At 69.3% G+C, this 24,537-nt stretch carries 22 protein-coding genes and 2 pseudogenes; 9 read left to right on the forward strand and 15 right to left on the reverse strand.

Annotation, left to right across the window (positions count from 1 at the left end; translation table 11 throughout):
* Positions 1-4: 4 nt before the first annotated feature.
* Positions 5-733: a GntR family transcriptional regulator gene (locus FZ033_RS08240; protein WP_149575668.1), complete on the reverse strand. Its 729-nt coding sequence runs from the start codon at positions 731-733 to the stop codon at positions 5-7.
* A 139-nt stretch (positions 734-872) separates the two neighbouring features.
* Between FZ033_RS08240 and FZ033_RS08245 the strand changes: the two genes are divergently transcribed.
* The 4 genes from FZ033_RS08245 to FZ033_RS08260 all read left to right on the forward strand — a co-directional run bounded on the left by FZ033_RS08245 (position 873) and on the right by FZ033_RS08260 (position 7,257).
* Positions 873-1,901 (forward strand): TRAP transporter substrate-binding protein, encoded by a 1,029-nt coding sequence (locus FZ033_RS08245; RefSeq protein WP_149575669.1) that lies wholly within the window; start codon positions 873-875, stop codon positions 1,899-1,901.
* A 12-nt stretch (positions 1,902-1,913) separates the two neighbouring features.
* The gene (locus FZ033_RS08250) at positions 1,914-3,785 is read left to right on the forward strand and encodes a TRAP transporter large permease (RefSeq protein ID WP_149575670.1); all 1,872 of its coding nucleotides are present in this window, start codon (positions 1,914-1,916) and stop codon (positions 3,783-3,785) included.
* Positions 3,786-3,889: 104 nt separating this feature from the next.
* Positions 3,890-5,452: an AMP-binding protein gene (locus FZ033_RS08255; RefSeq protein WP_149575671.1), complete on the forward strand. Its 1,563-nt coding sequence runs from the start codon at positions 3,890-3,892 to the stop codon at positions 5,450-5,452.
* A 92-nt stretch (positions 5,453-5,544) separates the two neighbouring features.
* The gene (locus tag FZ033_RS08260) at positions 5,545-7,257 is read left to right on the forward strand and encodes a thiamine pyrophosphate-binding protein (RefSeq protein ID WP_149575672.1); all 1,713 of its coding nucleotides are present in this window, start codon (positions 5,545-5,547) and stop codon (positions 7,255-7,257) included.
* A gap of 122 nt (positions 7,258-7,379) precedes the next feature.
* On the opposite strand, the gene FZ033_RS08265 is transcribed toward FZ033_RS08260, so the two are convergent.
* From FZ033_RS08265 to mmsB, 3 genes are all read right to left on the reverse strand, one after another.
* Positions 7,380-7,928, reverse strand: a complete 549-nt coding sequence (locus tag FZ033_RS08265) for an amino acid synthesis family protein (protein ID WP_149575673.1) — start codon at positions 7,926-7,928, stop codon at positions 7,380-7,382.
* A gap of 47 nt (positions 7,929-7,975) precedes the next feature.
* The gene (locus tag FZ033_RS08270; protein WP_149575674.1) at positions 7,976-9,184 is read right to left on the reverse strand and encodes an ABC transporter substrate-binding protein; all 1,209 of its coding nucleotides are present in this window, start codon (positions 9,182-9,184) and stop codon (positions 7,976-7,978) included.
* A 108-nt stretch (positions 9,185-9,292) separates the two neighbouring features.
* Positions 9,293-10,171 carry a 3-hydroxyisobutyrate dehydrogenase gene (gene mmsB / locus FZ033_RS08275; RefSeq protein WP_149575675.1) on the reverse strand — a complete coding sequence of 293 codons (879 nt, stop codon included), beginning with the start codon at positions 10,169-10,171 and terminating at the stop codon, positions 9,293-9,295.
* 158 nt (positions 10,172-10,329) lie between these two features.
* Between mmsB and FZ033_RS08280 the strand changes: the two genes are divergently transcribed.
* Entirely contained in the window at positions 10,330-11,241 is a 912-nt protein-coding gene (locus FZ033_RS08280; RefSeq protein WP_149575676.1) for a LysR family transcriptional regulator, read from the forward strand.
* 47 nt (positions 11,242-11,288) lie between these two features.
* Here the strand turns inward: FZ033_RS08280 and FZ033_RS08285 are convergent, their stop codons facing one another.
* From FZ033_RS08285 to FZ033_RS08320, 8 genes are all read right to left on the reverse strand, one after another.
* Positions 11,289-11,531 (reverse strand): BrnA antitoxin family protein, encoded by a 243-nt coding sequence (locus tag FZ033_RS08285; protein WP_149575677.1) that lies wholly within the window; start codon positions 11,529-11,531, stop codon positions 11,289-11,291.
* A 108-nt stretch (positions 11,532-11,639) separates the two neighbouring features.
* Positions 11,640-13,331 (reverse strand): complex I subunit 5 family protein, encoded by a 1,692-nt coding sequence (locus FZ033_RS08290; protein WP_149575678.1) that lies wholly within the window; start codon positions 13,329-13,331, stop codon positions 11,640-11,642.
* Complete coding sequence (locus FZ033_RS08295) at positions 13,328-14,833, reverse strand: complex I subunit 5 family protein (protein ID WP_149575679.1); 1,506 nt, start codon at positions 14,831-14,833, stop codon at positions 13,328-13,330. Before FZ033_RS08295 ends, FZ033_RS08290 begins: the two co-directional genes overlap by 4 nt.
* Positions 14,830-15,150 (reverse strand): NADH-quinone oxidoreductase subunit K, encoded by a 321-nt coding sequence (locus FZ033_RS08300; protein WP_149575680.1) that lies wholly within the window; start codon positions 15,148-15,150, stop codon positions 14,830-14,832. Before FZ033_RS08300 ends, FZ033_RS08295 begins: the two co-directional genes overlap by 4 nt.
* Positions 15,147-16,079, reverse strand: coding sequence for a hydrogenase subunit MbhD domain-containing protein (locus tag FZ033_RS08305; RefSeq protein WP_149575681.1), 933 nt, complete (start codon positions 16,077-16,079; stop codon positions 15,147-15,149). The genes FZ033_RS08300 and FZ033_RS08305 overlap by 4 nt, the downstream gene beginning before the upstream one ends.
* A complete protein-coding gene (locus FZ033_RS08310; protein WP_149575682.1) occupies positions 16,076-16,402 on the reverse strand; it encodes a monovalent cation/H(+) antiporter subunit G in 327 nt (108 codons plus the stop codon). The genes FZ033_RS08305 and FZ033_RS08310 overlap by 4 nt, the downstream gene beginning before the upstream one ends.
* Entirely contained in the window at positions 16,399-16,692 is a 294-nt protein-coding gene (locus FZ033_RS08315) for a monovalent cation/H+ antiporter complex subunit F (RefSeq protein ID WP_149575683.1), read from the reverse strand. The genes FZ033_RS08310 and FZ033_RS08315 overlap by 4 nt, the downstream gene beginning before the upstream one ends.
* A complete protein-coding gene (locus FZ033_RS08320) occupies positions 16,685-17,167 on the reverse strand; it encodes a Na+/H+ antiporter subunit E (protein WP_149575684.1) in 483 nt (160 codons plus the stop codon). The genes FZ033_RS08315 and FZ033_RS08320 overlap by 8 nt, the downstream gene beginning before the upstream one ends.
* A gap of 226 nt (positions 17,168-17,393) precedes the next feature.
* On the opposite strand from FZ033_RS08320, the gene FZ033_RS08325 reads away from it, so the two are divergent.
* Positions 17,394-18,224, forward strand: a complete 831-nt coding sequence (locus FZ033_RS08325) for a transglutaminase-like domain-containing protein (RefSeq protein ID WP_232847382.1) — start codon at positions 17,394-17,396, stop codon at positions 18,222-18,224.
* A gap of 55 nt (positions 18,225-18,279) precedes the next feature.
* Positions 18,280-18,447 (forward strand): annotated as a pseudogene (locus FZ033_RS08330) (IS5/IS1182 family transposase); the annotation flags it as partial.
* On the opposite strand, the gene FZ033_RS08335 reads toward FZ033_RS08330, so the two are convergent.
* On the reverse strand, positions 18,425-19,672 hold the full coding sequence (locus FZ033_RS08335) for an Hsp70 family protein (protein ID WP_149575686.1): 1,248 nt from the start codon (positions 19,670-19,672) through the stop codon (positions 18,425-18,427). The pseudogene FZ033_RS08330 and the gene FZ033_RS08335 overlap by 23 nt on opposite strands.
* 160 nt (positions 19,673-19,832) lie before the next feature.
* On the reverse strand, positions 19,833-21,647 hold the full coding sequence (locus FZ033_RS08340; RefSeq protein ID WP_188079379.1) for a DEAD/DEAH box helicase: 1,815 nt from the start codon (positions 21,645-21,647) through the stop codon (positions 19,833-19,835).
* A gap of 308 nt (positions 21,648-21,955) precedes the next feature.
* Between FZ033_RS08340 and FZ033_RS08345 the strand changes: the two are divergent.
* Positions 21,956-22,730 (forward strand): annotated as a pseudogene (locus tag FZ033_RS08345) (IS5 family transposase).
* Here the strand turns inward: FZ033_RS08345 and FZ033_RS08350 are convergent.
* Positions 22,727-23,668, reverse strand: a complete 942-nt coding sequence (locus FZ033_RS08350) for a LysR family transcriptional regulator (protein ID WP_149575688.1) — start codon at positions 23,666-23,668, stop codon at positions 22,727-22,729. The pseudogene FZ033_RS08345 and the gene FZ033_RS08350 overlap by 4 nt on opposite strands.
* A gap of 152 nt (positions 23,669-23,820) precedes the next feature.
* Between FZ033_RS08350 and FZ033_RS08355 the strand changes: the two genes are divergently transcribed.
* On the forward strand, positions 23,821-24,531 hold the full coding sequence (locus FZ033_RS08355) for an SDR family oxidoreductase (RefSeq protein ID WP_149575689.1): 711 nt from the start codon (positions 23,821-23,823) through the stop codon (positions 24,529-24,531).
* The last annotated feature ends 6 nt before the right edge of the window (positions 24,532-24,537 follow it).

Raw genomic sequence — 24,537 nt, forward strand, 5'->3', positions numbered from 1 at the left:
GCAGTCAGGTCTCGGAGGTCGCGCGCACCGTGCGCTTGATGCGGCGACGGCCGGCCTCGCCGTTCTGCAGGTCCTGCTGGGCCTTCAGCCGGGTGATGAAGACCCCCGCCGCGCGCAGAATGTGGTCGCGGCTGAGCTGCTCGGCCTTCGCCCCGTCGCCGGTGACGATGGCATCCAGAATGGCGGCGTGCTCGTCCCAGATGTTGTAGGGCATCTCGTCGGCGTCGCGCAGCACTTCGCCCATCACCCGCCGCAGGGATGGCCAGTGGGGGGCGGTGGTCTCGTTGATCAGGGGGTTGCCCGAAAGCTCGCTCAGGAAGGCGTGGAAGGCGATATCCGCCTCGATCTGGCGATCGAGCAAGCCGCTTTTGACGGCCTCGAGGCCATCGGCGATGTAGCGCGGGCCTTCCGCCTTGGCGCGCTTGCAGCCGTTGCTCGCCGCCAGGCGCGCCGCCAGGCCTTCCACCACCGCGCGGATCTCGTAGAGATTGCGGATGAAGTCCAGGTCCAGCGGGGCCACGACCAAGCCCCGGCCTTCGGCCTCGCGCACCAGCCCGCGGCTGCGCAGCAGCAGCAGCGCCTGCTGCACCGGCTGGCGGGACACGCCATAGGCGCGCGCCAACTCATCCTGAATGAGGCGCGCATTGGAGGGCAGCTCTCCGCTGATGATCTCCGACGTGATCGCCTCGACGACCTGATCCACCAGACTCGGCTGGCTCTGAATAACGCGCATCTCGTCCCTCACCATCCCCAGCATACATGTTGCGCCGCAGAAATGCATCGTCGCTTGCATTTGAATTCGGAATTCGTATGCTGAATTCAAAGAAGGCCGAAAACAACCCGGCACAAAGTCGCAAACGGGAGGAAACGCCATGAAGACCCTGAACCGACGCGCGCTTCTCAAGCTGTCCGCCGCCGCCTGCGGCGTCCTCGGCGGCACCACGCTCGCCGCGCCCTACGTCCTCGCCAAGACCGAGCCGCTCAAGCTGAAGTTCGGCAACGACCTGCCGGACAGCCATTCGGTGAACGTGCGCCTGCGCGAGGCCATCGCCGCCATCGGCGCGGAGACCGACGGCGCCCTGGACATCAGCCTGTTTCCCAACAACCAGCTCGGCAGCGATCCCGACATGATGTCCCAGCTGCGCTCCGGCGCGCTGGAACTGGCCACCATGCCGGGCACGGTGCTGTCCACCATCATCCCGGCCACGGCCCTGACCGGCGTTGGCTTCGCCTTCACCAGCTACGACAAGGTGTGGAGCGCCATGGACGGCGCGGTGGGCGACTATGTCCGCGCCAGCATCGCCAAGACCAACCTCGTTCCCTTCACCGCGGCGTGGGACAACGGCTTCCGCCAGATCACGTCGAGCACCCGCCCCATCAAGGATCCGGGCGACCTCGCCGGCTTCAAGATCCGCGTGCCGCTGGTGCCGCTGTGGGTGAACATGTTCTCGGCCTTCGGGGCCTCGCCGGTCAGCATTCCGCTGGCGGAAGCCTATTCATCGCTCCAGACCAAGATTGCCGACGGCCAGGAAAATCCCCTCGCCCTCATCTACAACGCGAAGTTCTTCGAGGTTCAGAAGTATTGCTCGCTCACCAACCACGCGTGGGACGGCTTCTGGCTGCTGGCGAGCGGACGGGTCTGGAAGAACATTCCAGAAGACCTGCAGAAGGTGATGGAAAAGCATTTCAATGCCGCCGCCCTCAAGCAGCGGGCTGATATCGTCAAGGCCAACCTGAGCCTCCAGGCGGAGCTTGAGGCGAAGGGACTGATCTTCAACACCACCAACTCCGAACTCTTCCAGCAGACCCTTGCCAAGACGAGCTTCTACAAGGATGCGCGCGCCAAGTTCGGCGACGAGGCCTGGAACCTGCTCCAGAAGTTCGCCGGCCCCATCGGCTGAGAGGGGGCCATCATGCAGATCGACCTGGGGCTGGGTGCCGCCGCGCCCGCCGTTCAATCGCCCTTCCTCATCCGGCGCCTCACTGCGCTGATCCGCAGCGTGACGGGCATCGCGGTTGCGGCGCTGGTGGCGGCCGAGATGGTGGTGCTGTTCGCCGGGGTCGTGGCCCGATACCTGTTCCACAGGCCCCTGATTTGGACCGATGAACTGGCGGGCAGCCTGTTCCTCTGGCTGGCCATGCTCGGGGCCGTGGTCGCCTTCGAGCGCGGCGAGCACATGCGCATGAGCGCCTTCGTGGGGGGCCTTCGGTCCCCGCTGCGCGGCTTCTTCGAGGCGCTGGCGGTCGCGGTGCCGCTGCTGTTCCTGGCGCTGGCCATGGGCGCGGCGGTGGAGTTCGCGGTGGACGAGGCCATCGTCACCACCCCGGCGCTCGACATCTCCGCCGCCTGGCGGGTGTCCGCGCTTCCCGTGGGCTTCGGCCTCATGCTGGTGCTTGCCCTGCTTCGGCTCGCCGGACAGGCCGACTGGCGCGCCACCCTCGCGGCGGTGGTGCTGGTGGTCGCGACGGCGGCGGCCTTCAGCGCCCTACACCCGTATTTCACCGGGCTCGGCAACCTCAACCTGGTGATCTTCTTCGTGGGACTGGTGGGGGCCATGGTCCTGGCCGGGATTCCCATCGCCTTCGCCTTCGCCACGGCAACCTTCGGCTACATCTGCCTCACGACGCGATTGCCGCACACGGTGGTGATCGGCCGGATGGACGAGGGCATGAGCCACTTCGTGCTGCTCTCGGTGCCGCTGTTCGTCTTCCTCGGCCTGCTCATCGAGATGACCGGCATGGCGCGGGCCATGGTGGCCTTCCTCGCCAGCCTGCTCGGCCATGTGCGCGGCGGCCTGCAATATGTGCTGGTGGGGGCCATGTACCTGGTCTCGGGTATTTCCGGGTCGAAGGCCGCGGACATGGCCGCCATCGCCCCGGTGCTGCTGCCGGAGATGGAGAAGCGCGGCGCGCAGCGCGGCGAGCTGCTGGCGCTGCTGTCGGCGACCGGCGCGCAGACCGAGACCATCCCGCCCAGCCTGGTGCTGATCACGGTCGGCTCGGTCACCGGCGTCTCCATCGCCGCCCTGTTCGCCGGCGGCCTTCTGCCGGCGGTGGTGCTCGGCGCTCTGCTGTGCGCCGTGGTCTGGTGGCGCAGCCGCGGCGAGGACCTTTCGGCGGTGCGCCGCGCCAGCCTGCGGGAGATCGCCTCCGCCTTCGTCGTGGCGCTGCCGGCGCTGGCCTTGCCCTTCATCATCCGGGCGGCGGTTATCGAGGGCGTGGCGACGGCCACCGAAGTTTCCACCATCGGCGTCGCCTATGCCGCCCTGGCCGGGCTTCTGATCTATCGCCGCTTCGACTGGAAGCGGCTCTATCCGATGCTGGTGGACACCGCGGCCCTGTCCGGGGCCATCCTCCTCATCATCGGCGCCGCCACCGCCATGGCCTGGGCCCTGACCCAGTCGGGCTTCTCGGCCTCGCTGGCCAAGATGATGATGGCGCTGCCCGGCGGCCCCTTCGCCTTCCTGCTGGTGTCGCTCCTCGCCTTCGTGGTGCTGGGCAGCGTGCTGGAGGGCATTCCCGCCATCGTCCTGTTCGGGCCGCTGCTGTTCCCCATCGCCCGGCAGGTGGGCCTGCACGAGGTGCACTACGCGATGGTGGTGATCCTCGCCATGGGCATCGGGCTGTTCGCCCCGCCCTTCGGGGTCGGCTACTACGCCGCCTGCGCCATCAGCCGCATCAGCCCGGACGAAGGCATGCGGCCCATGCTCGGCTACATGGCCGCGCTCCTCATCGGCACCCTCATCGTCGCCGCCGTGCCGTGGATCTCCACCGGCTTTCTCTAGAGCCATGTGTTCACGCGTTTTCTTCACGCGAACCGGAATCCACTTCGCTCGAAAGCGCTCCAGTGATCCGCGCGGCTAGGCATGCCGCAATCGGAGGGCAGGACATGACTGATTTGCTCAATTTCGGCCGGATGCTTGCGTCCCATGCGCGCCTCGCCCCGACGCGGATCGGCGCCCGGGATCTGGACCGCGAGATGACCTTCGCGGTGTGGAACGCGCGGGCCTGCCGCCTCGCCAACGCCCTGCTGGGGCTCGGCCTCGCCAAGGGCGACCGGGTCGCCGTGCTGGCCTACAACTGCCTGGAATGGGTCGAGATCTACGCCGCCACGGCAAAGGCCGGCCTGGTGGCCGTGCCCATCAATTTCCGCCTGGTGGGCCGGGAGGTGGCCTTCATCGTGGAAAACTGCGAGGCGGCGGCCATCATCGTGCAGGACGAACTGGCCGGCGTGGTCGAGGAAGCCCGCCCGCAGATGACCCTTCGCGCCGACCGCTACATCCATTTCGGCCGGCATGCCGCCCCGGCGGGCTATCGCGACTACGAGGATCTGCTCGCCCGCGCCAGCGATGGCGAGCCGGATCAGCTGGTGCTCGAAGAAGACCCGTGGACGCTCATGTACACCTCGGGCACCACCGGCAATCCCAAGGGGGCGATCCGCAGCCATCGCGGCGGGGCGCTGCTGTCCCTGGTCACCGAGATCGAGCTTGGCATCCACCGCAACGACGGCGCGCTGCTGGTGATGCCCATGTGCCACGCCAACTCGCTCTATTTCTTCGGCGCGTTCGCCTATGCGGGAGCGACCATCAACATCTACTCCCGGCAGACCTTCGATCCTGAGCACTGCGTGCGGACATTGGCCGAGAGCGGCGCCTCCTTCACTTCGCTGGTGCCGACGCATTATGCGCTGATGCTGGGCCTGTCCGAGGTGGAGCGGGCGCGCCACAGCCTCGCGTCCGTGACCAAGCTGATGATCTCCTCCGCCCCGGCCCGCCAGGACACCAAGCGGGCAGTGATGGAGATGTTCCCGAACTCTGGCCTGTTCGAGCTTTACGGCGCCACCGAGACCGGGTGGGTGACCATGCTGCACCCCCACGAGCAGTTCTCCAAGCTCGGCTCGGTGGGCCGTGAATGCGTCGGTTCCGCTCCCATCCGCCTGCTCGACGAGGACGGCAACGAGGTGGCGGACGGCGAGGTGGGCGAACTCTATTCGCGCACGCCCTATACCTTCGACGGCTACTGGCGGCTGCCCGAGAAGACCCGGGACGCCTTCCGCGGCGACTGCTGCTCTGTCGGCGACATGGCCCGGCGCGATGACGACGGGTACATCCAGCTCGTCGACCGCAAGACCAACATGATCATCTCCGGCGGCGAGAACGTGTACCCCTCCGAGGTGGAGGCGATGATCGGCGCCCATCCCCTGGTGCGGGACGTGGCCGTAATCGGCGTGCCGGACGCGAAGTGGGGCGAGCGGGTCCACGCGGTCGTCGTTCCGGTGGATGGCGCCGCGCTCACCGAGGCGAGCCTCACCGAATGGGCGAAGAGCCGCGTCGCCGGCTACAAGCGGCCGCGCTCCTTCGATTTCGTCCGCCATGAGGACATCCCGCGCAACGCCACCGGCAAGGTGCTGTACCGCGAGCTGAAGGCCCGCCTCGTCCGCGAAAGGGCGTGAGGCGCAAAAAGCAGGCGCAGACACAGCAGGGCCCGTGTTCAGGAACAGGAAGCCGGCGCGTCGTGGCGCGAGCGCGCTTCGGGAGGAACATCATGAAAATCTCGTCCGACAGTGTCGCCGCTTTGGTGGCGAAGGTTCTGGTTCGCCGCGGCGTCAAGCGCGTGTTCGCGCTGTGCGGCGGCCACATCATGCCGCTGTGGATGCGGCTCGACGCCGAGGGCATCGCCATCGTGGACGTGCGCGACGAGCGCGCCGCCGTGCACATGGCCCAGGCCCACGCGGAGCTCACCGGAGAGCTGGGGGTCGCTCTGGTCACGGCCGGGCCGGGCGTGACCAATTCCATCACCGGCATCGCCAATGCCAACGTGTCGCGCGCGCCGGTGCTCATCCTGTCCGGCACCTCGCCGCGCCCGCAGGAAAACCGCGGCGGCCTCCAGGACATGGACCAGAGCCAGCTGGTGCGGCCGCTCACGCGCTATGCCCGCACCGTGCGCGAACCCACGCTCGCCCTTGCCGAACTGGACGAGGCCATCGCCTGCGCCCTGGGGGAGGGCGGGGTTCCGGGGCCGGCCTTCATCGATTTTCCGGTGGATACGCTGCGCGCGCCCTTTCCGCAGGCGCTCCAGCTTGAGGAACAGATGGCGGCAAAGCCCCGCTGCATGGCGTTGCCTGATCCAGACCAGGTGGCTGCCGCCGTCGATATCCTGTGGAACGCGCGGCGCGTGCTGGTGATCTCCGGACGCGGCGCTCGGCGGGCGGGGCCGGAGCTGGTGGCGCTGCTCGACCGTCTCGGCGCGGTCTATCTCGACACCGGAGAAAGCCGGGGCCTTGTGCCCGACGACCACCCCGCCGTGGTCAGCGCCATGCGCGGCGCGGTGATGGGCGATGCCGACGTGGTGCTCACGGTGGGCCGCAAGCTCGACTTCCAGCTGGGCTTCGGATCACCCGCCGTGTTCAACGGCGCCACCTTCGTGCGCATCAGCGATGCGGCGGCGGAAGTGCGCGACAACCGGCGCGGCGCGGTGGCCATCGTGGCCGATGTCGCCGCAACCCTGCGCGCGCTGGTGGAAGCGGCCGGCAACACCGCGCCGAAGGTGGATCCCGCCTGGGCGGACAAGCTGCGCGAGGGGCATCGCAGCCGCGCCGTCAAATTGAGGCAATCCATGGCCAGCGCCCCCGCCGGCGCGGACGGGCGGATGCACCCCAACACGCTGCTGGCGGCGTTGCAGGATGCGGTCGGCCGCGACGCAGTGGTGATCACCGACGGCGGGGATTTCCTCTCCTTCGGCCGGGTCGGCCTCAGCGCCGATGCCATGCTGGATCCGGGGCCGTTCGGCTGCATCGGCGTGGGCGTGCCCTACGGTATCGCCGCGAGCCTGGAATATCCGGACCGGCCGGTGGTGGTGGCCACGGGCGACGGCGCCTTCGGCTTCAACGCCATCGAGATCGACACGGCGGTCCGCCACAAGGCGCCGGTGCTGATCGTGGTGGCCAACAATGGCGCGTGGCAGATCGAGGTGCACGACCAGCAGGAGACCCACGGCAAGGTGGTGGGCACGCGGCTGCAATACGCCGACCACGCCATGATGGCTCGCGCCTTCGGCATGCATGCGGAACGGGTGGAGCACGAGGCCGACCTTGCCCCGGCCATCGCCCGCGCCCTCGCCAACCGGCCGGCGCTGCTCGACGTGGTGGTGACCACCGACGCGGTGTCGTCGGATGCCAAATCCGGGCTTGCCTGGGTGCCGGATCTCCAGCCGCTGGCGGCCTGGGACGCGGCGGAGCGTGCCTTCCGGGAGGGGTAATGCCAACGGCCGGCGTGCTCCGGCGTTTGGAGAAGCCAGCGTGGAGAACGGTTCCGGACACAGCCGGAACCGGGCTCAAGATCCCAACGCGGCGCCGGTCAGGGGCCGGGGCCGTTGGTCGCCTACTTCCCGATCCGGTGCAGCGGCCGCCCACCGATGCCGAGGCACAGGGCGATGAGGATTTCGTCCGGGCGCGGGGCATCGGCGATGGCGATCTCCGCCGAATCCATGTCGTCGAAGCTCCAGATGTTGTTCTTGTTGGTGAGCGGCATGAGCAGGGGCGATCCCGGCCCGCCGATCTTCTTGGTGCCGGGGATGATGTCCTTGCCGGTACCGACCGCGGCCCGCACCGGGGCGCCGAAGCGGGGGTGGAGCAGAGCGGCGGAGTGCTCGATCTCGCCGTTTATGCCCACCACCGCCCCCTTGCCGTAGCTCACCACCTCGTCCGGCGCGACACCCAGCGCCGCGACGCCGCGCGTGGCCAGGAGGCCGCCGACCTCGGCGCCGAGATCATAGAGCGGCGTCAGGTCCTCCACATAGGTGCCGGCATAGGGATTGGCGATGACGGCGGCCACCGTCACCTTGCGGCTGGGCGGGGACACCTGCTTGCCCTGTTCGGTGTGGATCTCCTCCAGCTGGATGACGAGCTTGCGCAGCTTGAGCAACGACATGGGTTTTCCTTGGATCTGCCAGTTGAATGACGGGGAGAGGCCGGGGATTACTTTTTCACCAGCGGGCACTCGCTCTCGGCGAGCGGACGGAAGGCCTCTTCCGCGGGGATGGTGGCGCGCAGCTTGTAGTAGTCCCACGGCGCCTTGGACTCGGACGGCTTCTTCACCTCGAACAGGTACATGTTGTGGATCTTGCGCCCGTCCACGCGGATCTTGCCGTCGCCGAACAGGACATCCTTGATGGGCGCGGACTTCATCTTGTCCACGACTGCCTTGCCGTCCTGGCTGGCGCCGAGTTCGGCCACGGCCTTGAGATAGGCGAGGGTCGCCGAATAGACGCCGGCCTGCACCATGGAGGGCTTGGTGCCCCGCATCTTGTCCGCGAAGCGCGCGGAGAAGGCCCGCGTGTTGTCGTTGAGATCCCAATAGAAGGGCGAGGTCAGGATCAGGCCCTGCGCCGTGGGCAGGCCGATGGAGTGCACATCGGTGATGTAGATGAGCAGGCCGGCAAGGTTCTGGCCGCCCGAGACGATGCCGAATTCAGCCGCCTGCTTGATGGAATTGGTGGTGTCGGCCCCCGAATTGGCAAGGCCCACGATCTTCGCCTTCGAGCCCTGCGCCTGCACCAGGAAGGAGGAGAAATCGGACGTGCCCAGCGGAACGCGTACCCGGCCGATCACCTTGCCGCCGTTCTGCTCGACCACAGCTGCGGTGTCGCGCTCAAGGGCCTGGCCGAAGGCGTAGTCGGCGGTGAGGAAGAACCAGGTGCCGCCCCCGGTCTTCACGATGGCCTGGCCGGTTCCGTGGGCGAAGGCCCAGGTATCGGAGGTCCAGTGCACCGTATTGGGCGAGCAGGCCTTGCCGGTGAGGTCGGACGTTGCCGGCCCCGAGGCCAGCATGACCTTGTTCTTGTCGCGGGTGATCTGGTTGACGGCAAGGGCGGCGGCGGAATTGGTGACGTCGGTGATCATGTCGACGCCGTCCACGTCGTACCACTGGCGGGCGACGTTGGCGGCGATATCGGCCTTGTTCTGGTGGTCCGCCGACAGCACCTCGATGGTCCAGCCTTTCTTCCGGAGGCCGGAATCTTCGACGGCAAGCTGCGCCGCCACCACGGACCCGATCCCGCCCATGTCGGCGTAGGGGCCGGACTGGTCGTTGAGAACCCCGATCTTGACGGCTTTTGGCGCCTGGGCGGATGCGGCCACACTCGTCGCCAGCAGCGCGACGAGGCCGATGATCATGCCATGTCTCATTGTGTGTCCTCCCGTTCTTATTGTCGTTTACTGACGCGTTTCCTCGCGCGTGCACTGGCCTCGGTTCGGGCCGGCCCGGCGCTTATGCGCTCGGGCCTGGTGGGCGTTTCAGTTCTGCCGCAGAAAGGCGATGACCCCGGCATAGTCGGTGCCGCGCCCCCCATTGTCGGCGAAGCGGGCGAAGATCTCCTGTGCCGCCGCGCCCAGCGGGGTCGCGGCGCTGGCGGTGCGCGCCGCCTCCTGGGACAGGCGCAGGTCCTTGGCCATCAACTCGGCGGCAAATCCCGGGGTGTAGCCGCGATTGGCGGCGGAGGTGGGCACCGGACCGGGGACCGGGCAATGGGTGGTCAGTGCATAGCATTGCCCGGACGAGGTGGAGGCCACGTCGTACAGCGCCTGGTGCGAGAGGCCGAGGGCCTCTCCGAGGTTGAAGGCCTCGCTCACTGCGATCATGGAGATGCCGAGGATCATGTTGTTGCAGATCTTCGCGGCCTCGCCATTCCCCGCGCCGCCGCAATGCACGACGCGACGGCCCATGGCGGCCAGAAGGTCCTTGCCCGCCGCGAAGGCTGCCTCGCTGCCCCCCACCATGAAGGTCAGCGTGCCTGCGCTCGCCCCTTCGGTGCCACCGGACACCGGGGCGTCGAGGGAGAACAGGCCGACCTGCGCCGCGAGGGCGTGGGCGGCGCGGGAGCTTGCCACATCGACGGTCGAGGAATCGATCATCAGGGCGCCGGGTCGCAGCAGGGGGGCGGCGCGCGTCCACACGTCGAGCACGGCCGCCCCATTGGGCAGCATGGTGATGACCACGTCGGCCGCCGCGAAATGCGCGTCTGGCGCGGCGGTGACGGCGAGCCCGTCCTGGGCCGCCGCGTCCATGGCGCTGGCCGACTGGTCGTGGCCGGTCACGCGGTGGCCCGCCTTGACGAGGTTGGCGGCCATGGGGCGGCCCATGTTTCCAAGGCCGATGAAGACGATGTTTGCCACAGCGCAGGTCCCTGTTTGCAGGGCCCGCCGCTCGCCGGTGACGGTGGCGGCACGCCCGCAGATGCACGGCTGGAGCGGTTTTATCTGTTCCGTTGCGGGCGGCGGCTGCCTATGTTTCCACTTCGGTTGTGCAAAAATGAGCAACGAGGGGCGGCGCCGTGAATTGGGAGTATCTTCAGGCGCTCATCGCGGTGGCGCGAGGCGGCACCCTTTCTGCGGCGGCCAAGACGCTGGGGGTGAAGCATTCCACCGTCAGCCGCCATCTCGCCGGCCTGGAGAAGGACATCCGCACCCAGCTGGTGATCCGCTCGCCGGGCGGCCTCAAGCTGACGGATGCGGGCCTCCGGCTGCTGGAAGCCGCCGAGACCATGGAAATGCAGGCGCAGACGGCGCAGGACGAGATCAGCGGCCGCGACGTATCCATCTCCGGCACGGTGCGGGTCGGCGCGCCGGACGCCTTCGGCGCCTTCTTCCTCGCCCCGCGCCTGATCCGGCTGCTGGACCAGCAGCCGGGGCTCACGGTGCAACTGGTGGCGACGCCGCGCTCGTTCAATGTGACCAAGCGCGAGGCGGATATCGCCATCGCGCTGACCATGCCGGAGCGCGGTCGTCTGGTGACGCGAAAGATGGCGGTCTACGGCCTCGGCGTCTATGGCAGCGCGGCCTATCTGGCGCGCCATCCGAGCATCGAGAAGATCGAAGACCTGAAGCGGCATCGCTTCATAAACTACATCGACGACCTCATCTTCACCCGCGAGCTGGACTACATGGATGAGGTGGCGGCCGGCGTGCACGCCGCCTTCCAGAGCTCAAATCTCATCGCCCAGATGCAGGCCGCGCGGGCGGGGCTCGGGCTCTGCATCTTGCCGTATTTCCTGGCCGGCACCTGTGCAGACCTCAAAATCGTCCTGCCCGATGCGGTTCAGCTGGTGCGCTCGTGGTGGATCATCGTGCAGGAAGAGCAGAAGAACCTGTCGCGGGTGAGGATCACGGCGGATTTCATCACGCACGAAGTCGCGCGCGAAACGCAGACGCTGATGCAGCCGTCGCCGCTGAACCTGGTGGGGTGAAGCTGCCGTGAGGCAGCCACAGCAGCGGAACGGTCAACGCCCGCGGCTCACGATTTGGCGTCGACGATCTTGCGGAGTGCGTCGTTGATGCGGTCCTGCCAGCCGGGGCCGCCCTCCTGGAAATGCTCCAGCACCTCGCGGTCGATGCGCAGCGTGACCATTTCCCGCCCACCGGGAACGACCGGGGCCTTCGGGGGCGCCTCGACAGGCTTGGTGGTAGCCGATTTGAACGCCGCCTCGGCGGTGTCCCGCACCGAGCTTCCGGTTCGGCGAAATGGCGGTCGAGCCATGGATTGTTCCCCTCACTCGTCTTGTGCGTCGGCGGCCGTATGTTCGCGCCTTCCCGCCGCAGGTCGGCCGATTCGGCCAGTCCGTGACCCTGCCATGGGCGAGCCTTGCTATAAAGGCACGGCGGCGAAGGTCAGCGTGGCCACGAGCAGGGCGGCGACCCCCAGCAGGGCGAGGGCGGCGACCGGCCAGCGGCGCAGCACATCGTCGGCCGCCACCGCACCGCCCATGATCGCCCGGCCCGCAGCGCCCAGAAAGCCGAGGGCGTAGAGGATGTCGCCGGCCGGCACCTCCGGCACGCGCGGCGCCTTCCAGGCCAGGAGCGCCGCAAGCCCGAGGCCGAGCGCCACGGGCCACAGCCCCTTCAGGAGCGCCGCGGGCGTGAAGGCGGCCGATGCCGGCAGGCCCGTCACCGCCTCGAACAGGACGAAAGGCAGCACCAGCGCAAGAACGGCGAGGGTCAGCGCGGGCACCACGAGGCCGCGCGGCGGCTTGCCTTCAGTACCGCTGCGGGCCACCAGCAGCGCGTAGCGCGCCATCAGCAGAGTGCTGCCGGCGGCGGAAAGCGTGAGCAGCGTTCCCGCCACACCGTCGGGAACGATGAGCTTGATGGCGTATTTCGCCATGGCGCCGCCGGTCAGCGGCAGGCCGGCAAGGCTCAGGCCCAGCACGCCGGCGACCGCCGCCACCGCCCAGGCCCGCTTGGGTGAGGAGGCCATGGCTACCCCCACCGCGAGGAACATGGCGCCCTTCAACAGCATGTGGTTCGCCGCATAGAAGGCGGCGATGGTGAAGGTGCCCGCCGTCCCGTTCAGGATGCCGGTGCCGATCACCGCCGCCACCACGCCCATCTGGCTGACGGTGGAATAGGCGAGGGCGCGCTTGGGATGGGTCTGGGTGAGGCCCACGGCGACCCCGTAATAGGCCGTGAACAGGCCGGCGCCGCACAGCACCGCGCCCCAGCCGGGCAGGGGCACGCCTTCCGGTAGGAAGCGCAGAAGGCCGATGACCCCGGCCTTCACCACCACGCCGGAGAGCACCGCCGATCCGGGCACCGGCGCCACGGAATGGGCCAGCGGCATCCACACATGCAGGGGGAACAGGCCCATCTTCAGGATGAAGCCGAGGAGGATCAGCACCAGCACCGGGGTCTTCCACGGCGAGGCGGGCAGCAGGGCCACCGCGTCGCGGATCTGCGGATTGGCGTCGGCCGCGCCGGAGGCGAGCATGACGAAGGCGGCGATCAGCAGTGCTTCGCCGAGCACGGTCAGGGCGAGGTAGAGCGAACCGGCGCGCCGGGCCTCAAGGGTATCGTCATGGGCGGCAAGGCCATAGGCGGAAAAACTCACCAGGGCATAGGCGAGATAGAAGCTCGCCACATCCGCCACCAGGAACACGGCGAAGGATCCCGCCATGGTGAGCAGCCACCAGACGATGAAGGCCTGCCGCGATGGGTCCTTGCGCAGATAGGCCATGGCGTAGGCGCCGGCCGTCATCCACAACAGGGAGGCCCCGCCGAGCAGCAGCGCGCCCGGCGCATCGAGGGCGAGGGTGAAGCGGAAGGGATCGGGCGCCACCAGCACCGAAAGCCCCCGCGGCACCGTCAGGGCTGCGATAAGCGCCGGAAGCGGGACCAAGACCAGAAGATTGGGCAGGGCGCGGCGCACCGCCGGCACCAGCGCGACGAAGGCCAGCACCAGCGGCAGCGCAATCGCCACCACCAACAAGGCCTCGGACAAAGCCGGCATGGCTGGCGCGAGGGCGGAGAGATCGAGCGGCGGGGACAGGGTGTCGCCGGTCATGGCATCACTCCCGTCCAGGTCAGGGGGCGGCCGATATCCAGGAAGGGCAGGGGCGCGAGCGGCATGAAGCCCACCAGCATGGCCCCGAAAGCGAGGGCGAGGGCGATCAGCGCCCGCCAGCGGCATTCCCGGGCATCGGGCAGGTCGCTATCGGGATGCTGCAGGGCGATCACCACCACCCGCAGCACATAGCCGCCCGCCAGCAGCCCGCCCACGAGCACGACGGTGGCGATCCACCACGAGCCTTGCTGCAGGGCCGAGGTCAGCAGCATCACCTTGGCCACGAACCCGCCCGACGGCGGCAATCCCATGAGCGAGAGGCCGCCGAGGCCGAAGGCGGCGACGCTCACCGGCGCCAGCCGGCCGACACCCCCCAATCCGGACAGCCGGTCATGGCCCATTGTCTCCGCGATCAGCCCGGCGGCGAGGAACATGGCAGCCTTGGACAAGGCATGGGAGACGAGGTGCAGCGTGCCGCCGGTCCAGGCCAGTGCGCTCCATGGCCCATCGCCAGAGGCGGCGAGGGGGAACATGAGGCACAGGTAGCCGATCTGCGCCGCCGTGGAATAGGCGATGAGCAGCTTCAGCCGCTCCTGCGCCAGCGCCACCACCCCGCAGAACACGATGGCCGCCGCGCCACAGATTGCGAAGACCGGGCCCGCCAGCTGGGTCAAAGGCAAGGGCGCAAGGTCCGACCAGAGCCGCACCAGAAGGAACAGCGGCGCCTTGATGACCACGGCGGAGAGCACCGCGCTCGCCGCCGGCGGCGCGCCGGAATGGGCGGGCGGCAGCCAGAGGTGGAGCGGGAACAGGGCAGCCTTGGCCATCAGCCCCGCGCTCATCAGGGCGAGGGCCGCGGCGGCGGTCCAGCCACCCGCTCCGTGCGCCATCAGGCCCGCGAGGTGGGCGATGTCCAGCGTGCCGAACAGCCCGTAGATCAGCACCACGCCCAGCAGGTAGAGCACCGAGCCGAACAGGGCGAACAGCAGGTAGGTGAGCGCCGCCGAAAGCTGCCCCGCCTTGCCTTCGAGGCAGACCAGGGGCACGGCGGCGAAGGTGAGAAGCTCCAGCGCCACATAGAGGGTGAAGAGGTCCTGCGCGAGGAAGGCGAGGTTGAGTGCGCACGCCAGCGACAGCAGCAGGATGAAGAAGGTGGCCGGCATGCCGGCCGAGCCGCGCGCCTTCACCTTGCGCGTCATGTCGCCCGGCCCGGTCATGGCGAACAGGCCGGTGAAGAGCAGCACCAGCGCCGCCATCAGCATCATGGCGGCGGAGAAGCCGTCCGCTCGCAGCCCGACGCCGAGCGGCGGCGCAAAGCCGCCGACGAAATAGCCCAGCGCCCGCCCGCCCTGCGCCACCCGCTCGGCGATGCCGGCGGTGATGGCCACATTGACGGCGAGCATCCCCAGCGCGGCGCGTTCGCCGGTGCGCGGCCCGAGGAGGAGGAGGGGCACGAGGCCAAGGAGCGGCGCCGTGATCGCGAGGACGAGAAGGGCGCTCACCTCTCCTTCTCCCGCTCACCGTCGCGCGCGGTCTCGGCCTGAACGGCGGAGAGCCGCACCAGCAGGGCTGCGGCGAGGGCGGTGGCGCAGAAGGCGACCACGATGCCGGTGATCACCAGCGCCTGCGGTACCGGATCAGCGCCGAACCCGGCCGCCGCGCCCCGTCGCGCCACCACGCCGAAAATCAGGAAGACCCCTCCGCCGAGGATGTTGAAGGCGAGGATGCGGCCGAGGGCGCCGGGCGCCGTCAGCAGCCCATAGACACCGCAGCCCACGAGGGCCGCTCCGGCGAGGCCGAAGAGATGGGCGCCGGTCACGAGCGCTCCTCTCCGGCCGGGGGGCCGAGCACGATGAGGGCGAGGGTGACGGCGATGGATATCGTGATGGCCACTTCCACGGCGATGATGACCGCTTTCTCCGCCCCCGGCGGATAACCCAGGAAAACGCCCGCCGTCGCCCAGCCGGCAAAGCCAACCGCCAGGAAGCCGAAAGGCCCGGCCAGCAGCATCAGCCGCAGGCCCCGGTTTTGCGTCGCCGGGATGCGGATCTGGTCGCCCATGACCAGCAGCAGACCCATGGCGGCGAGCACCGCCCCACTCTGGAATGCGCCGCCGGGATGGTCGGCGCCGGCCCACAGCAGATAGAGCCCCACCAGCACCCCAATGGGCGCCAGCACCCGGGCGAGGAAGGCGGAAGGTGCAGGCGCCGGTTCCGCCGACAGGGGATCCGGCCGCCCCCGACAGGCCGGATCGCGCGACAGGGCCCACACGCCCACCAGGGACAACAGCAGCACCACCTTCTCCAGCAGCGTGTCGAGGGCGCGGAAGACGAGGAGCACCCCGGTGACCGGATTGCCCAGATCGGTGGCGGGCAGGGCAGCGGCCACGTCGGCGGCACGCGTGGGCGCCGGCTCCGGGAGGGCGAGTACCGCCGCCCCGAGCGCCACCGCGATGCCGATGGAGACGACAGCCGCGAGCGGCCGCAGGGTGCGGTTCGGTGCCGGCATGCTCGGCGCCGCTGGCAGGGCGCGGACGCAGCGCAGCAGCACCACGCCGGAAATGCCGCTGCCTATGGCGATTTCGGTCAGCGCCACATCCACGGCGGCAAGGCGCACCCAGGCAAGGCCGAGCAGCAGCCCGTAGCCGATGAACGCAATCACCGCCGGCCGCGCCGCGCCGGTGGCCACCACGCAGAGCGCGCCGGCCAGCAGCAGGAGGCAGAGCACGGCATCGAACACGAGGCTCACCGGCTGTCCTCCCCCGGAGCGGATGCGTCTGCGGCGTCCTTCGCTTCCGCCAGCGTGGCTTCCGCCATGACCTGCGCCACCGCGCCGGAGGCGAGCTGGGCCAGTAGCCAGACCGCCACCATCTTGGCGGCATCCAGCATGCTCGCCGCCTGCGGCAACAGGCCGATCACGATGAGGGCGAGGCCCACATTGTCCGCCTTGGTGAGGGCGTGGATGCGCGACAGCGTCCCCGGCAGGCGCACGAGGCCGAGGGTTCCGGCGGCGAAGAAGCCGATGCCCGCCGCGATGAACACGAGGGTGAAGGCGTCCGCGATCAGGCTCATGGCCGCGGCACCGCCGGGGGCGTCCCCGCCTTTGGACGCACCGGGCCGAAGGCGGCGCGATAGGCGCAGGCCGCCAGCGCGGCGAGCAGGGCCAGCAGCAGTGCGGTATCGAGCAGAGATGGATCCCCCGTGGCCGGCGTCAGCAGCAGCAGCACGGCGATGCCTGCCGCGCCGAGAAGCTGGACGGCGAGCATGCGATCCACATCGTTGCCGGCCCGCCACAGGGCCGCGAGACCGGCGGCGGCCAAAAGCAGAAGCAGCGTCGCCGCAGCGAAGAGCAGGTCAGCCATGATGCGGCGCATCCACCACGGCGAGGAAGGCGCTCGCATCCGCATCCAGCGCCGCGACGACCGGGGCGTCCATGTCGAGGCAGTGGACCCTAAGGTCCGGCCCCCGTCCGGGGAGGGGCAGCGTGCCCGGCTGGAGGCTGGCGAGCGCCCGAAACGCATCCCGCGCAAGGCCTTGCGGCACGGCGCACGGCACCACCAGCACCCCGGGGTTCACCTGAGGCGGACGGGCGGCAACGCGCCACGCCACATCCCACCCGGCGCGCAGCGAGCCGGCGAAGAAGCGGGCGGCATAGGCCGGCATTGCCCGTGGGTTGAGGCGCACGGGTGGCAGCAGATGCAGGCTAAGGGCCGCGGCAAGGGCGGATATGATGAGGCCGGCGGCGAGGTCGATGGCGCCAATGCGCCCGAGAATCACCCACCCGGCGAAGAACGAAAGCCAGCGTGCCGCGCCGTGCGCGCTGAAGAGTTTCCCCATTCCTGGCCTTCCCAGCCTGCGTCGTCCACCCGGATGCTGCTTTGCAGCATGGCGGCCATCATAGCCAGCGCCTGCGCGGGACGGAAGGCGCAGGTCACGGTTTACGCGAGAAGGTTGCGGGTGCGGCGAAACCCACGCCTTCGGCTGCGTATGATGATCGCTGGAACAAAGCGCCTCGTGCGGAGTCTTCCTCGCGCCGTCCGCGCGCGGACCAACGGGGGCAAAAATGCGCTTCGCCGTCCAATCCCGCCTCGAATACGAGGTGAAGTCTCCCACCGTGTTCATTCTTAATGTCGAGGCCGCCGCCTTGCGCCGGCAGCGCATCATCTCCGAGCGGCTGCAGCTGACGCCGGGCTACGCCATCGAGCGTTTCGCCGAGGATGAAGGCGGCAGCCGCTTCCTGAGGGTGATCGCAAATCCGGGTCCCTTCAGCGTGGCCTACGCCGGCGAAGTGGAAGTGAACATGATCGAGAAGGAGCCGGCCGGCATCAGCGAGGTGCCGGTGGGCGAGCTGCCGTTGGACATCCTGCCCTATCTCAACCCCAGCCGCTTCTGCCAGTCCGACCTCTTGGGTCGGTTCGCCCGCCGCGAGTTCGGCGAGCTGGAGCCCGGCCACAACCGGGTGAACGCCATCTGCAGCTGGATCCACGATCACGTGGACTATGAACGCGGTTCCAGCGACGCCCAGACCTCCGCTTATGACACCATGGTGTTGCGCGCCGGCGTATGCCGGGATTTCGCCCATCTGGGCATCGCCTTCTGCCGCGCCCTCAACATCCCCGCACGCTTTGCCAGCGGCTACGCCTGGCAGTTGGACCCGCCGGATTTCCATGCGGTGTTCGAAGCCTATCTCGGCGGCGAATGGTATCTGTTCGACGCCACCCGGCAAGCCGCCCTGCAGGGGCTGGTGCGGATCGGCGTCGGCCGCGATGCCGCCGACGCGGCATTCGCCACCATCTATGGGGACGCGGAATTCAAGGGTATGTCCGTGGGCATCGAGGCCGTCAGTCCTGACGCGGAGGAGGAGCCCACGGTCCGCGCCGTCGCCGTCGGCTAGGATCCTGTCCGAGTCATGGGATCGACGGGGGCGTCATCTCTTGATTCATTGGCACATGGCCAAGACGTTTCGCTCGTGGGATGTTGACCAAAGCTGGCCTCTGCCGGCTTCGGTGCATGATTTCGTGCCGTCGGGTCACCAGGTGCTTTTCGTTCGGGACACGGTGCGCGAGGGCCTCGATCTCTCGGCCAGGCTCCCAGCTAGCCGTAGCGCCGGCTGGCCTCGATGGCGAGGCCGGTGCCGACGGAGCCGAAGGTGTCGCCCTCGATCACCCGGGCCTGCGGCACGCAGGTGCAGATGGCTGCGCGCACATGGCTGAGGCGGGTGGAGCCGCCCGTCAGGAACAGGGCGTCGATGTCGTCGGCCTTCAGGCCCGCCGTGGCGAGGCAGGAGGCGATCCGCCCGGCGATGCGATCCGCCAGCAGGCCGGTGTGCCGCACCAGGTCCTCATGGGCGATGCCCACGGACAGGCCCGCTTCCAGCACCGCGAGATCGAGCACGGTCGCGCCCGCCTCCGCCACGCGGATCTTCGCGGTCTCCACGTCGAGGGCGAGGCTGTGGCCACGCTCGTCCTCCACCGCCCGCGCCAGACGCGACACCAGCTGGGGCCGCTCGGCGTCGCGTTCCAGCTCGCGGATGGAGCGGGCGGTCTTCCCGTCATACAGCCTGTTGATGGAGGACCAGGTGGCAAGATCCTGATAGATGCCCACCGGCATGGACAGTCCCTTGCGCTTCAGCGGGCTGCCATGGCCGAGCAGCGGCATGACCATGGACAGGGAGAGTTGGCGGTCGAAATCCGTGCCGCCCACGCGCACGCCCTCGTTGGCCAGGATGTCGGACGCACGGTCGGCCTGGTTCGCATGCCCGCGCGCGATGCGCACGATGGAAAAGTCCGAAGTGCCGCCGCCGATGTCGGCGATCAGCGCCAATTCCTCGCCCGCCACCTGCCGCTCGTAATCGAGGCTCGCCGCGATGGGCTCGAACTGGAACGACAGGTCGGCAAAGCCGATCTCGCGGGCAATGGCGCCCAGCACGTCCTGCGCCCGCATGTCGCCGGCCGCGTCGCCATCGACGAAATGCACCGGCCGGCCGAGCACCACCTGATCAAGCCGACCTCCGGCCGCCGCCTCGCCCTGAGCCTTCACCGCGCCGAGAAACGCCGCGATCACCGCCCGGAAGCTGAGCCGCAGCCGGCCGACGGACGTGGTCTCATCCACCAGCGCCGTGCCGAGCACCGATTTCAGGGCGCGCATCAGCCGGCCTTGCTCGCCCGACACATAGGCCGCCATGGCCGCGCGGCCCACCATGGGCTCGCCGGTGCGCGGAAAGAAGATGGCGCTCGGCAGCGTATCGGCCGCGCCCTCCAGGGGTGCAAGACGTGGACCGTTCGCGCCGATGAAGCCGAGGGTGGTATTGGAGGTGCCGAAATCGAGGCCGCAGGCGGTCATGGGCCCTCCGTGCAGGATGCGGGATGCGGAAGGGGGCGCTTGCTAGAGCATGTCGTGCTGCAACGCAAGAGATCAAGCGCAAGCGGCCTCCGGAGCAGCCCCTTTCGGGGGCCGCCCTCAGGCTGGCCGATGCAGGTCCGCTCCCGCGTCGGAGGCGCGATCAGGGGCGGCGCGGCTTCTTTCCTGCCGGCTTGCCCGCGAAGGTACCCGGACCGCGATCCGCAGGGCCTCGGCTTGGTGGCTTCCCGCCCTTGCCCGGTCCGGCCTTGTCGCGGAACGGCTTGCCACGGCCCGGCCGGTCCTGCCCCGGCTTGTCATATCCGGGCTTGTCTTGGGGCCCCTTCCAGCGTGGCGCCGGCCGTTCGGGACGGCTCGACGGCGCGCCACCGGGCAGCGGCTCGATGACCACGTCCGAGCCGTCCGACTTGCGCGCCGACGTGCTGAAGCGGTCAAGGGCGGCGGCGCTGACCTCGAAGGCGGTTTCCTCGTCGAAGATGCGGATGGCGCCGATATCGTCGCGGGTCACGTTCCCGCGCCGGCAGATCAGCGGCAGCAGCCAGCGCGGGTCCGCCTTGTTGCGGCGCCCGATATTGAGCCGGAACCACGCCCCGCCCCCCGCGCCCGCAGGCCCGCCGAGGCCGCGCGCGGCGGCACGGTCGCGGCCGCGCGGCTCGCCGGGGTCGGCCACCTCTTCCGGGGACGGCAGGCCGGCGCGATACAGGCGCACCAGCGCCGCCACCAGATGCTCGGCCGGCTGCTGTTCCAGCAGCGCGCGGGCAACGGCGGCATCCTCCTCGCTCGGCTCGTCGGTGAGGAGGGGGTCACGCAGCATGCGCTCGTGGTCGAGCTTGCGGATCTCGTCGGCGGTGGGCGGCCCCGACCAGGCCGGGGTCAGGCCCATGCCCCGCAGCATGTCTTCGGTGCGGCGGCGGCGGAACGGTGGCACCAGCAACACGCTGACGCCCTTGCGGCCGGCTCGCCCGGTGCGGCCGCTGCGATGCTGGAGGCTTTCCGCGTCGTTCGGCAGGTCGGCATGGATGACGAGGCCGAGGCTCGGCAAATCGATGCCACGCGCGGCCACGTCGGTGGCCACGCAGACCCGCGCCCGGCCGTCGCGCAGGGCCTGGAGCGCCGAATTGCGCTCGTTCTGGCTCAGCTCGCCGGACAGGGCGACGGCGGAAAACTGCCGCTCCTGCAGGGTCGCGTGCAGGTGGCGCACCGTTTCGCGAGTGTTGCAGAACACGATGGCGCTCGGCGCATCATAAAAGCGCAGCACGTTGACGACGGCGTGCTCGATCTCCTTCGGCACCACGCGCATGGCGCGGTATTCGATGTCGGCGTGGCCGCCCTCGGCGCTCGCAACCTCGATGCGCAGGGCCTCGCGCTGGTAGCGTTTGGCCAGCATGGTGATGCCGCGCGGCAGCGTCGCTGAGAACAGCAGGCTGCGCCGCTCTGGAGGCGTGGCGTCGAGAATGAACTGGAGATCCTCGCGGAAGCCGAGGTCGAGCATTTCGTCGGCTTCATCCAGCACCACCACCCGCACGGCGGAAATGTCGAGCCGGCCGCGTTCCAGATGGTCGCGCAGGCGGCCGGGGGTGCCGACCACCATGTGCGCGCCCCGGCTGAGCGCGCGCTGTTCTTGGCGCGGGTCCATGCCGCCGACGCAGGAGACGATGCGCGCGCCTGTCGCCGCATAAAGCCACTCGAACTCGCGCTGGACCTGAAGGGCCAGTTCCCGGGTGGGAGCCACCACCAGCGCCTGCGGCGCCGTGGCGGGTCCGAAGCGCTCTTCCGTGCCCAGCAGCGTGTCGGCCATGGCGAGGCCATAGGCCACGGTCTTGCCCGAGCCGGTCTGCGCGGACACGAGAAGGTCGCGCCCCGACGCCTCGGGGGCGAGCACGGCAAGCTGCACCGGCGTCGGGTCGTTGTAGTCCCGCTCGGCCAAGGCGCGGGCGAGCGCCGGGTTTGTCGTCATGAAGGGCACGGGCTTGGTTCCGCCTATCTGGTACGGTCGTCAGGCGTCGAACGGGAGCCATCGGATGGGGTTGGGAGCTCTTCTTAATCGAGCCGACGCCCTGATACCACGGCCAGCTTGATCTGATCCAATGCGACCCCTCTCGCGATACCCCTCCCGCCCCGGCTGACGCGCGCGACCGCCGCACCAGCCTCACCGCCCGCAGGCGGAGCGGCTTCTATGGCGGCGGGGGCGTTAGGCGGCAGGCCCATAAAGCGGATTCCCTTTTTGGGTCGAAGGCTGATTCATTTCTCCTTATGGAGGATGACATGGCACGCTTTGATCTGACGGATTTCGAGTGGTCTGTGATCCAGCCGCTTTTGCCGATTAAGCCGCGCGGCGTGCCCCAGGTGGGCGACCGACGTGTTCGGAACGGAATTTTCTGGCGGCTGCGGACCGGCGCACCTTGGGCCGACGTCCCCGAGCGCTACGGCCCGCACACGACCTGCGTGAACCGCTTCAACCGCTGGCGCAAGGTGGGCGTCTGGGACCGCCTTCTGGACGCCGTGTCAAAGGCTTATGACGGTAACATCCAGATGATCGATCGTTCCAGCATCCGCGTGCACCAGCACGCCGCCAACGCCCACAAAAAGACGACCGATCCGGTTGCATGGGTCGCTCGCGGGGCGGCCTGACGACGAAGATCCATGCCTTGGTCGATACCGAAGGCCTGCCGATCGCCTTCCACCTGACCGCTGGTGAGGCCGGCGACAGCACGATCTTCAAGCGGCTGCTGGATCTGGGTCCCGACATCACGCCGCGCGCGGCCCTCGCTGACAATGGCTATGACGCCGAGGCCAACCGGGCCATCGCACGCGCCCGCCGCACCGCGCCGGCTATCCCTTTCAAAGCCAACGCGACGGAGCGGTCGACCTTCTTCCGAAGGTGCTTTACCGGGGCCGCGCCCGTATCGAGCAGTGCTTCGGAAAGCTCAAGCGATTCAAGCGCGTCGCCCTGCGCTGCGAAAAGACCGAATGCGGCTTCGCTGCCATCGTCGCCCTCGCCTTGAGCTTTATCCTCATCAAATCCGTCCACCCCGCCTAGAGCACTTCAGTGACGGGCAAGGGCGCCGCGGGCCGGCGGCTTTCCCCGGCCATGATGGTGGCGAGGTGGGCGGCGAGCGCGTCCAGCAGCACGCGAGTCTTCAGCGGCACATGCCGGGCGCTGGGATAGAGCGCGAGAATGGGCGCGTCGCCGCCATCCCAGTCGGGCAGCACGCGGGCGAGCCGTCCGGCGGCGAGGTCCTGGGCCACATCCACCTCGGACTTGAGCATGATGCCGAGGCCGGCGAGCGCCCAGTCGTGCACCACGTCGCCATCGTCGACGCGCAAGCGCGCCGCCGCGGCGAGGCTGGCCGTTGTCCCGTCCGGTCCTCGCAGCCGCCACGGGTCGGTGCCGCGTCCGTAGCGCAGGAACGCATGGCCTGCCGCCTCTTCCGGCGTCGCCGGGCGACCCTCCCGGTCGAGATAGGCCGGCGCGGCGACCAGGATGCGCCGGTTGTCGGCGAGCTTGCGCATCATGGCCGAGCTGTCGGCGGGCGTGCCGATCCGGATCGCCACGTCGAACCCTTCTCCCACCAGATCCACCACCCGGTCGTCGAGCTCCAGAGCGACGGCGAGCCGGGCATGGCGCGTGGCCAGTTGGGCAAGCACCGGCGCCACGCAGCGCCGGCCGAAGGCGATGGGCGCGCTGACCCTCAGCGTTCCAGAGGGCTCGACCCGACCGCTCGCCAGCCGCTCCTCGCCCGCCTCGATGGCCTCCAGCGCGCGCTCCACGTCGATCAGGAGGCGCGCGCCCTCCTCGGTGGGGCTGAGCGCGCGGGTGGTGCGATGTATGAGGCGCGCGCCGGCCCGGTCCTCCAGCGTCGCCAGCCGCTTGCTCACCACCGCGAGAGTGACGCCGAGCCGCCGCGCGGCGGCCGAGAGGCTGCCCTCGGCCAGGATCGCCCGGAACGTCTTCAGCTCATTCAGGTCGTCCAGCACCGCCAGCTCTCAACTTAAGTACGATAATGACTCGTATAAGTGATCTCTTATCCATTCTAATGCAACGGCGCACATTGCCCTCATAACGAATTGGATTTCCCCTCCCACCTGCCGGCTGCGGCAGCCAGGAGGCCGGGACAGGAGGTCTCATCATGGCACTCGACCTGACAGGTAAGCGCGTTCTGATCGTTGGCGCGGGCGGAGGCATCGGCGCGGCCACCGCGCGGGCCTTCGCTGATGCCGGCGCCCGTGTGTTCGCCGCCGGCCGGCCGGGGCCGAAGCTGGACGCCGTCGCGTCCGGGACCGGCGGCGCGGCCGTGGCCCTCGACATTCTCGACGACGGCGCCATCGAACGCGTCTTCGCGGAGGCGCCGGCCTTCGACCATGTCGCCATCGCGGCTGCGGCGACCAAGAGCGGCCCAGTCTCCGGCCTGCCGCTGGAGGCCGCGAAGGCCTCCATGGAGAGCAAGTTCTGGGGGGCGTACCGCATCGCCCGCGCGGCGCGGGTGGCGGAGGGGGGCTCAATCACCTTCGTGTCCGGCTTCCTCTCCCACCGGCCGAGCGCGGGCGCGGTGCTGCAAGGCGCGATCAATGCCGCGATCGAGGCGCTCGCCCGCGGCTTGGCGCTCGAGCGGGCGCCGGTGCGCGTCAACACCGTCTCGCCCGGCCTGATCGACACGCCGCTGTGGCAGGGCATGCGGGCGGACGACCGCGCGGCCATGTTCGCCCGCACCGCCGAGCGTCTGCCGGCCCGTCGGGTGGGGCGGCCGGAGGATGTCGCCCAGGCGATCCTCTTCGTCGCCACCAACCCGTTCGTCACCGGCACGACCGTCACGGTCGATGGCGGCGGGACCATCGCGTGAGGGCGG

Origin of the sequence: Xanthobacter oligotrophicus, from assembly GCF_008364685.1 — a bacterium.
GTDB classification, from domain to species: Bacteria; Pseudomonadota; Alphaproteobacteria; order Rhizobiales; family Xanthobacteraceae; genus Xanthobacter; species Xanthobacter oligotrophicus.